Annotated in this window: 5 protein-coding genes; 3 read left to right on the top strand and 2 right to left on the bottom strand. The window is 71.0% G+C overall.

Annotation, left to right across the window (positions count from 1 at the left end; genetic code table 11):
- Nucleotides 1–7: 7 nt before the first annotated feature.
- Together ACIQJT_RS13980 and ACIQJT_RS13975 are read right to left on the bottom strand one after the other, a co-directional pair.
- On the bottom strand, nt 8–1,438 hold the full coding sequence (locus tag ACIQJT_RS13980; protein ID WP_402643124.1) for an ADP-ribosylglycohydrolase family protein: 1,431 nt from the start codon (nt 1,436–1,438) through the stop codon (nt 8–10).
- Nucleotides 1,345–2,442: an ADP-ribosylglycohydrolase family protein gene (locus ACIQJT_RS13975; protein WP_365451462.1), complete on the bottom strand. Its 1,098-nt coding sequence runs from the start codon at nt 2,440–2,442 to the stop codon at nt 1,345–1,347. The genes ACIQJT_RS13980 and ACIQJT_RS13975 overlap by 94 nt, the downstream gene beginning before the upstream one ends.
- A gap of 288 nt (nt 2,443–2,730) precedes the next feature.
- On the opposite strand from ACIQJT_RS13975, the gene ACIQJT_RS13970 reads away from it, so the two are divergent.
- From ACIQJT_RS13970 to ACIQJT_RS13960, 3 genes are all read left to right on the top strand, one after another.
- A complete protein-coding gene (locus ACIQJT_RS13970) occupies nt 2,731–3,462 on the top strand; it encodes a VIT1/CCC1 transporter family protein (protein ID WP_365451464.1) in 732 nt (243 codons plus the stop codon).
- A 381-nt stretch (nt 3,463–3,843) separates the two neighbouring features.
- Entirely contained in the window at nt 3,844–8,451 is a 4,608-nt protein-coding gene (gene gltB / locus ACIQJT_RS13965; RefSeq protein ID WP_402643121.1) for a glutamate synthase large subunit, read from the top strand.
- Complete coding sequence (locus tag ACIQJT_RS13960) at nt 8,444–9,904, top strand: glutamate synthase subunit beta (RefSeq protein WP_365451468.1); 1,461 nt, start codon at nt 8,444–8,446, stop codon at nt 9,902–9,904. The genes gltB and ACIQJT_RS13960 overlap by 8 nt, the downstream gene beginning before the upstream one ends.
- Nucleotides 9,905–9,923: the final 19 nt, after the last annotated feature.

Raw genomic sequence — 9,923 nt, 5'->3', positions numbered from 1 at the left:
GCCCGAATCATCCTCCCGGGAGGGGGGGTTGTGCGGTTTCCAGCAGTCCGGCGAGTTCCACGAGGTCCGTGCCGGTGAGGCGGGGCAGTGCGCAGCCGGAGAGGGTGCGGCAGGCGTCCCGCCAGGCGGAGGGGATCGTGCCGGCGCCGCCGAGGGCGCCGGTCAGGGCGCCCGCCAGGGCCGGGGCCGAGTCGGCCACCCGGGAAAGGCAGGCGGCGGCGGGGATCGCCTCGGCGATGCGGCCCTGGGCGGCAGTGGCCAGGGCGAGCGCCACGGGGACGGTTTCGGCGGCCGCGATGCCGTAGCTGTAGACGTGGTCGACGATCTCGTGCTCCAGGGCGGGGATCAGGGCGAACGTACTGCCGGCGGTCCGGGCGAGGCGCAGGGCGTGGCGGGCGTTGCGGCCGATCTCCGTCTCCTCGGGGAGTTCGGCGAGGGCCGCGGTCACGCAGGCGTCCACGGGGGCGCCGGTCAGGGCCAGAGCGACGGCCGCGGCCATCGCCCTGGCTCCGTGCACTCCGTCGCCGTCCTGGGTGTAACGGGCGTCGAACTCGGCGAGGTCCGCGGCGGGTCCGGGGTCACCGGGGTGGGCCACGGCGAGGACGCAGGCCCTCACGCAGGCCGCGTCGTCGAAGTAGTGCGGGTTGTCGTGGCCGGTCGCGGGAGGGCGCAGGCCGGTGGCGAGGTTGCCGAGTCCCGCCCGTACGGAGATGCGGGCGCGCAGGGGGAGGACGGCGGACTCGATCTCGGGGGCGCGGTCCGCCGCCGCGGCGACCTCGGCGGCGAGGGCGTTCCAGGCGAGGTCGATGGCGGCCCTCGTACGGCGTTCTCTCGTCAGGTCGCCCAGGGCCGTGTCGTCGCCCGCTCTGAGGAGGGCTTCCGCGGTGAACGCCGCCCATTCGGCGTCGTCGGAGGGGCCCAGGCGGAGGGGCTCGGGGGGTTGGTTCAGGGCGATGGGGACGGGGAGGGTGGTGGTGGCGTTCTGCTCGGCGAAGGTGTCCAGTTCGCGGGTGAGGCGGCGGGTCCAGTCGGGCATGCGGGCGGCTCTGTGGCGGGCGGCGGGCCAGCCGGCGGCGTCGCCCGCGGCCAGGCCCAGGAGCAGGCCGTGGATTCTCTGGCCGGGGGCTGCCTGCGGGACCGGGGACGGGGTGGTGACCTCGGCTTCGCCTTCGGTCCGGTCGCTCCCACCCGCACCACCCGTACCACTCTCGTCGTCGGGTGCGGGTGGCCCCTGTGGGGTGGTCTCGCCGTCGGCGGCTGCGGGTGTGTTCGGTTGTGGTGGGGGAGCCGGGGCGGCTGTGTCCGATTCCTGGGTCGTGCCTCCGTCCCATGGGCCCGGGGGCCTCACCGGTCCGCTCCCGCGTCGTTGCCGGCTGCCAGGGTGAAGGCGTCCGGGTCGGGTGGGGGCCACTCCTGGGCGAGGCCGGTCGTCGCCCACTTGCCGTCCTCGCCCGACACCAGCAACTCGGCCACGTCCAGCACGTGGTGGCCCGCCATCGACGGCAGGCAACTGCCCTTCGCCGGGCCGATCGCCGCGGCCCACTCGGCCGGGATCGCCGACGCGCCCCTCGTCGCTCCCGCCAGCGCCCCCGCCACCGCCGCCGTCGTGTCCGCGTCCCGGCCCATGTTCACGGCCGTCAGCACCGCCTCCCGGAAGTCGCCGTCCGCCGCCGCGTACGCGCCGAAGGCGAGGGCCACCGCCTCCGGGGCCAGGTCGGTCCAGGGGTAGCCCCCGATGACGACGGAGGAGCGGACCGCGCGTTCGCCCCGGTGGGCCACCGCCACCGCCCTCCTCAAGGACCTCGCCGTCCAGCTGTCGTCCGGGATCACCGCGAGCGCGGAGGTGACGACGGCGATCGTGGGGGCGCCCGCCATCGCCGCCGCCACTCCCGCCGCGACCGCCTGGCCGCCGTAGATGCCCTCGCCGTCGTGGCTCACCGAGCCGTCGACGGCCACCAGGCGGGCGGCCTCCGCGGGACGGCCCGCCGCGAAGACCCCGAAGGGGGCCGCCCGCATGGCCAGGCCGTCGCTCCAGGCGTGGCGGTGCTGGGCGGAGATGGGGGCGGCCAGGCCCCGGCGGAGGTTCTCCAGGGTGCCGCGTTCGCTGAAACCGGCCCCGCGGAACGGGCCCTCGTCGCGGTCCGCGATCCACTCGTGCCAGGCGGCCTCCACATGGGCGGGGGTGAGGGCCGAGCCGTGGCGGGCGAGGAGCAGGCCCGAGAAGATCGCGTACTCGGTGTCGTCCGTGCCGGCCGGCTCGTCCGTCACGTAGCCCTCGATACGGCCCCAGCGGGCCCGGATCTGCGACGGCTTCATGTTCTCGGCGGGGGCCCCGAGGGCGTCCCCGACCGCCAGGCCCAGCAGGGCACCGCGGGCCCGCTCGCGGAGTTCGGCGGTGTCCTGGGGTGCCGGGACCGAGGGAACGCGGGCGATCGATGTCATGCGCGGCCTCTCCACAACGGGGAGCAGGGAAGGTTCGCGCCGGGCGCGGAACCTTTTGCCGCATATGTCCCACCATCGGCGGTTGACCTCAGCCTCCCTGCCCCCAACGTCACCCGGTCGACATCTGAGCAGGACCATGATCGTCTGCGCATCCGAACGGTAAAGCCGCAGGTTAGCCCAGCCTTTCCTTGCTGGCGGTCCGGGAATGGGCCGACGTACTGTGGGCGTTGTTAAGAATTAGAACGTGTCCAAAGTTAGCTTTGGCTTAGCTTCCCTGGGGGAACCGGAATGGCCGTGATCGACATCGAAGCGCCCCTCCACGAGGCGCACCGCGACAACCACACGCACCGGGACGTCAACGGCGGCTGGCTCAGGCCCGCCGTCTTCGGCGCCATGGACGGGCTGGTCTCCAACCTCGCCCTGATGTCCGGGGTCGCGGGCGGCGCCGTCGGTCAGCACACCATCGTGCTGACCGGGCTGGCCGGGCTCGCCGCGGGTGCCTTCTCCATGGCCGCCGGTGAGTACACCTCCGTCGCCTCCCAGCGCGAGCTGGTCGAGGCCGAGCTGGACGTGGAGCGCCGGGAGCTGCGGAAGCACCCGCAGGACGAGGAGGCGGAGCTGGCCGCCCTGTACGAGGGTCGCGGTGTCGAACCCGAGCTGGCCAGGGAGGTCGCCCGGCAGCTGTCGAAGGACCCCGAGCAGGCCCTTGAGATCCACGCCCGGGAGGAGCTGGGGATCGACCCGGGCGATCTGCCCTCGCCGCTGGTCGCGGCCGGGTCCAGCTTCGGTTCCTTCGCCCTGGGCGCCCTGCTCCCCGTCCTGCCCTATCTGCTCGGCGCGACCGCGCTGTGGCCCGCCGTGCTGCTCGCCCTCGCCGGGCTGTTCGCGTGCGGTGCCGTCGTGGCCAGGGTGACCGCGCGGACCTGGTGGTACAGCGGACTGCGGCAGCTCGCCCTGGGAGGCGCGGCGGCCGGTGTGACGTACGCCCTGGGCAGTTTGTTCGGAACGGCCGTAGGATAGTGCGACTGCTACTTATGCGTGGGGCCGCATAAGTAGCCGTTACTCGCTGGTTTCGGCGGCATCACCGTTGGGAATGAGCCGTAAGCGCTGTGGGCAATGACGCTTGCGGCGCACTCGCGGGGTCGGCTACGACGCCTTCACCGCCCCCTCGGGTCGACGGACCATGATCTGACCGATCGGTCCGGCTCGACCCCCACATACTTCAGGCCACGTGTGCGGCACCCCCCTCGCACCGCGTGGCGTCCGCATGTTGGAACGGAGTATCCGGTTCCCGAGATTCGCTCCATCATGTAACCTGCACGAAATTTTGCACTCACGCAGAGGGCCAACGTCGTCCCTCGGCAATTTGAAATATGCCAATTGACGACGACGGGAGAGCCGATGCGTACGCCGCGCCAGCCGTCCCAGCACTCCACGAATGGCCAGAAGTGGTCCTTCATGGATGCTCGCCCTGCTGCGCAGGGTATGTACGACCCCCGCAACGAGAAGGACGCCTGTGGCGTCGGTTTCGTGGCCACCCTCACCGGCGAGGCGAGCCATGCGCTGGTCGAGCAGGCGCTCACGGTTCTGCGCAACCTGGAGCACCGGGGTGCCACCGGCTCCGAGCCCGACTCGGGTGACGGCGCGGGCATCCTGTCCCAGGTTCCGGACGCCTTCTTCCGTGAGGTCGCCGGCTTCGAGCTGCCCGCGGCCGGTGCGTACGCCGTCGGTATCGCCTTCCTGCCGGAGGACGGCACCGAGGACGCCGTCTCGAAGATCGAGACGATCGCCGGCGAAGAGGGCCTCACGGTTCTCGGGTGGCGTGAGGTTCCGGTCGCTCCCGAGCTGCTCGGCGCGACCGCCCGCTCGACGATGCCGGTCTTCCGCCAGGTCTTCGTGACCGACGGCTCCGCCGCGCCTGCCACGGACATCGACCTCGACCGCAAGGCCTTCGTGCTGCGCAAGCGCGCCGAGCGCGAGGTCGACGTCTACTTCCCGTCGCTGTCCGCGCGGACCATCGTCTACAAGGGCATGCTGACCACCGGTCAGCTGGAGCCCTTCTTCCCGGACCTGTCCGACCGCCGCTTCGCCTCCGCGATCGCGCTCGTGCACTCCCGGTTCTCCACCAACACCTTCCCGTCGTGGCCGCTCGCGCACCCGTACCGCTTCGTCGCGCACAACGGTGAGATCAACACCGTCAAGGGCAACCGCAACTGGATGGCGGCCCGCGAGTCGCAACTGGTCTCCGACCTGTTCGGCAACGACAGCAAGGCCATCGAGCGCGTCTTCCCGATCTGTACCCCGGACGCCTCCGACTCGGCGTCCTTCGACGAGGTCCTCGAACTCCTGCACCTGGGTGGCCGTTCGCTGCCGCACTCCGTGCTGATGATGATCCCGGAGGCGTGGGAGAACCACGACTCCATGGAGCCGGCCCGCCGCGCCTTCTACCAGTTCCACTCCAACCTGATGGAGCCCTGGGACGGTCCGGCCTGTGTCACCTTCACCGACGGCAAGCAGGTCGGCGCGGTCCTCGACCGCAACGGCCTCCGCCCCGGCCGCTACTGGGTCACCGACGACGGCCTCGTCGTCCTCGGCTCCGAGGTCGGCGTCCTCGACATCGACCCCGCCAAGGTGGTCCGCAAGGGCCGTCTCCAGCCCGGCCGGATGTTCCTCGTCGACACCGTCGAGCACCGCATCATCGAGGACGACGAGATCAAGGCCGGCCTCGCCGCCGAGCAGCCGTACGCGGAGTGGCTGGAGGCCGGCGAGATCGAGCTCGGCGACCTGCCCGAGCGCGAGCACATCGTGCACACCCACGCCTCGGTCACCCGCCGCCAGCAGACCTTCGGCTACACCGAGGAAGAGCTGCGCGTCCTGCTCGCGCCGATGGCCAAGGCCGGTGCGGAGCCGATCGGTTCGATGGGCACCGACTCGCCGATCGCCGCGCTGAGCGAGCGCCCGCGGCTGCTCTTCGACTACTTCACCCAGCTGTTCGCGCAGGTCACCAACCCGCCGCTGGACGCGATCCGCGAAGAGCTGGTGACCAGCCTGCGCTCCTCGCTGGGCCCGCAGGGCAACCTGCTCGACCCGAGCGCCGCCTCCTGCCGTTCCGTCGTGCTGCCCTTCCCGGTGATCGACAACGACGAGCTGGCCAAGCTCATCCACATCAACGCCGACGGCGACATGCCCGGCTTCAAGGCCGCGACCCTCTCCGGCCTGTACCGGGTCTCCGGCGGCGGCGACTCCCTCGCCGCCCGCATCGAGGAGATCTGCGCCGAGGCCGACGCCGCCATCGCCAACGGCGCCCGGCTGATCGTGCTCTCCGACCGCCACTCGGACGCCGAGCACGCGCCGATCCCGTCGCTGCTGCTCACCGCGGCCGTCCACCACCACCTCATCCGCACCAAGCAGCGCACCCAGGTGGGCCTGCTGGTCGAGGCCGGTGACGTCCGCGAGGTCCACCACGTCGCCCTGCTGATCGGCTTCGGCGCCGCGGCCGTGAACCCCTACCTCGCCATGGAGTCCGTCGAGGACCTCCTGCGCGCGGGCACCTTCCTGAACGGCCTTGAGCCCGAGCAGGCCATCCGCAACCTGATCTACGCCCTGGGCAAGGGCGTACTGAAGGTCATGTCGAAGATGGGCATCTCGACCGTCGCCTCCTACCGGGGCGCCCAGGTCTTCGAGGCCGTCGGTCTCGAAGAGGGCTTCGTCCGGAAGTACTTCAGCGGTACCGCCTCCAAGATCGGCGGCGTCGGCATCGACGTCATCGCCAAGGAGGTCGCCGCCCGGCACGCCAAGGCCTACCCGGCCTCCGGCATCGCGCCGGCGCACCGCGCGCTGGAGATAGGTGGCGAGTACCAGTGGCGCCGCGAGGGCGAGCCGCACCTGTTCGACCCGGAGACGGTCTTCCGCCTCCAGCACTCGACGCGTGCCGGCCGCTACGACATCTTCAAGAAGTACACGGACCGCGTGAACGAGCAGTCCGAGCGGCTCATGACGCTCCGCGGACTCTTCGGCTTCAAGAGCGACCGCCCCTCGATCCCCATCGACGAGGTCGAGCCCGTCTCCGAGATCGTCAAGCGCTTCTCCACCGGCGCCATGTCGTACGGCTCCATCTCCAAGGAGGCGCACGAGACCCTCGCCATCGCCATGAACCAGCTGGGCGGCAAGTCCAACACCGGTGAGGGCGGCGAGGACGCGGACCGGCTGTACGACCCGGCCCGCCGGTCGTCGATCAAGCAGGTCGCCTCCGGCCGCTTCGGCGTGACCTCCGAGTACCTGGTCAACGCGGACGACATCCAGATCAAGATGGCCCAGGGCGCCAAGCCCGGCGAGGGCGGCCAGCTGCCCGGCCACAAGGTCTACCCGTGGGTCGCCAAGACCCGGCACTCGACCCCGGGTGTCGGTCTGATCTCCCCGCCGCCGCACCACGACATCTACTCGATCGAGGACCTGGCCCAGCTGATCCACGACCTGAAGAACGCGAACCCGCAGGCGCGGATCCACGTGAAGCTGGTCTCCGAGGTCGGCGTCGGCACGGTCGCGGCGGGTGTGTCCAAGGCCCACGCGGACGTCGTCCTGATCTCCGGTCACGACGGCGGCACGGGCGCCTCCCCGCTGACCTCGCTGAAGCACGCGGGCGGCCCCTGGGAACTGGGTCTCGCCGAGACCCAGCAGACCCTGCTGCTCAACGGCCTGCGCGACCGCATCGTCGTCCAGACCGACGGCCAGCTCAAGACCGGCCGTGACGTCGTCATCGCCGCGCTGCTCGGCGCCGAGGAGTTCGGTTTCGCGACCGCTCCGCTCGTCGTCTCCGGCTGCGTCATGATGCGCGTCTGCCACCTGGACACCTGCCCGGTCGGCATCGCCACCCAGAACCCGGTGCTCCGCGACCGGTTCACCGGCAAGGCCGAGTACGTCGTGAACTTCTTCAAGTTCATCGCCGAGGAGGTCCGCGAGATCCTCGCCGAGCTGGGCTTCCGCTCCATCGAGGAGGCCGTCGGCCACGCCGAGACCCTCGACGTGACCCGCGCGGTCAACCACTGGAAGGCGCAGGGCCTGGACCTGTCCCCGCTCTTCTACGTGCCCGAGCTGCCCGAGGGCACCCCGCTGCACCAGGTCATCGAGCAGGACCACGGCCTGGAGAAGGCGCTCGACAACGAGCTGATCAAGCTCGCCGCCGACGCCCTGGCCGCCGACTCGGCGACCGACGCCCAGCCGGTGCGCGCCCAGGTCGCGATCCGCAACATCAACCGCACGGTCGGCACCATGCTCGGCCACGAGGTGACGAAGAAGTTCGGTGGCGCGGGCCTGCCCGACGACACCATCGACATCACCTTCACGGGCTCGGCCGGCCAGTCCTTCGGCGCCTTCCTGCCGCGCGGTGTCACGCTGCGCCTGGAGGGCGACGCCAACGACTACGTCGGCAAGGGCCTGTCCGGCGGCCGCGTGATCGTCCGTCCCGACCGGGGCGCCGACCACCTCGCCGAGTACTCGACGATCGCGGGCAACACCATCGCCTACGGCGCCACCGGCGGCGAGCTGTTCCTGCGCGGTCGTACCGGTGAGCGGTTCTGCGTCCGCAACTCCGGTGCGCTGGTGGTCTCGGAGGGCGTGGGCGACCACGGCTGCGAGTACATGACCGGCGGTCACGCGGTGGTCCTCGGCGAGACGGGCCGCAACTTCGCGGCCGGCATGTCCGGCGGCATCGCCTACGTGATCGACCTCGACCGCGACAACGTCAACGTCGGCAACGCGGGCGCCGTGGAGGCGCTGGACGACGCCGACAAGCAGTGGCTGCACGACGTGGTGCGCCGCCACCAGGAGGAGACCGGCTCCACGGTCGCCGAGAAGCTGCTCGCCGAGTGGGACACCGCGGTCGAGCGCTTCAGCAAGATCATCCCCAGCACGTACAAGGCAGTGCTCGCCGCCAAGGACGCCGCCGAGCAGGCGGGACTCTCCGAGTCCGAGATCACCGAGAAGATGATGGAGGCGGCGATCAATGGCTGACCCGAAGGGCTTCCTGAACCACGGCCGTGAGGTCGCCAAGTCCCGCCCCGTCGACGTCCGTCTGAAGGACTGGAACGAGGTCTACGTCCCCGGCTCCCTGCTGCCGATCATCAGCAAGCAGGCCAGCCGCTGCATGGACTGCGGCATCCCGTTCTGCCACAACGGCTGTCCGCTCGGGAACCTCATCCCCGAGTGGAACGACTACGCGTACCGCGAGGACTGGGCGGCGGCCTCGGAGCGCCTGCACGCGACGAACAACTTCCCCGAGTTCACGGGGCGGCTGTGCCCGGCTCCCTGCGAGTCGGCGTGCGTGCTCGGCATCAACCAGCCGCCGGTCACCATCAAGAACGTCGAGGTCTCGATCATCGACAAGGCATGGGACAGCGGTGACGTCGAGCCGCAGATCCCCGAGCGCCTGTCCGGCAAGACCGTCGCGGTCATCGGGTCAGGACCCGCCGGTCTCGCCGCCGCCCAGCAGCTGACCCGGGCCGGTCACACCGTCGCCGTCTACGAGCGCGCGGACCGCGTCGGAGGTCTCCTCCGGTACGGCATCCCCGAGTTCAAGATGGAGAAGCGGCACATCAACCGCCGTATCGAGCAGATGCGCGCGGAGGGCACCCGCTTCCGTACCGGCATCGAGATCGGCCGCGACCTCAAGGCGACCGACCTGAAGAAGCGGTACGACGCCGTCGTGATCGCCGCCGGCGCCACCACCGCCCGTGATCTCCCCGTCCCCGGGCGGGAGTTGAAGGGCATCCACCAGGCGATGGAGTACCTGCCGCTGGCCAACAAGGTCCAGGAGGGCGACTACGTCACCTCCCCGATCTCGGCCGAGGGCAAGCACGTCGTGGTCATCGGCGGTGGCGACACCGGCGCGGACTGCGTGGGTACCGCCCACCGCCAGGGTGCGGCCTCCGTCACCCAGCTGGAGATCATGCCCCGCCCGGGCGAGGAGCGTGCCCCGCACCAGCCGTGGCCGACCTTCCCGATGCTGTACAAGGTCACCTCCGCGCACGAGGAGGGCGGCGAGCGGGTCTACTCCGTGTCGACGACCCACTTCGAGGGCGACGAGGACGGCAACGTCCAGTGGCTGCACCTCAGCGAGGTCGAGTTCATCGACGGCAAGCTGACCCCGAAGCCGGGCACGGAGCGCAAGATCCCCGCCCAGCTCGTCACCCTCGCGATGGGCTTCACCGGCACCGACCGGGAGAACGGCCTGGTCGAGCAGTTCGGCCTGGAGCTCGACGAGCGCGGCAACATCGCCCGTGACGCCGACTTCCAGACCAACGTGCCGGGCGTCTTCGTCGCCGGTGACGCCGGCCGCGGCCAGTCGCTCATCGTGTGGGCGATCGCGGAGGGCCGTTCGGCCGCCCGCGGCTGCGACCGCTTCCTGACCGGTGCGAGCGAACTGCCCGCGCCCATCCGGCCGACCGACCGGTCCCTGATGGTCTGACGGCCACCGAGCGTCCCGT

The organism is Streptomyces sp. NPDC091972, from assembly GCF_044756385.1.
Classification (GTDB): Bacteria; Actinomycetota; Actinomycetes; order Streptomycetales; family Streptomycetaceae; genus Streptomyces.
Note: the sequence above shows the minus strand (reverse complement) of the source record. Positions and strands in the feature narration are given on the sequence as shown.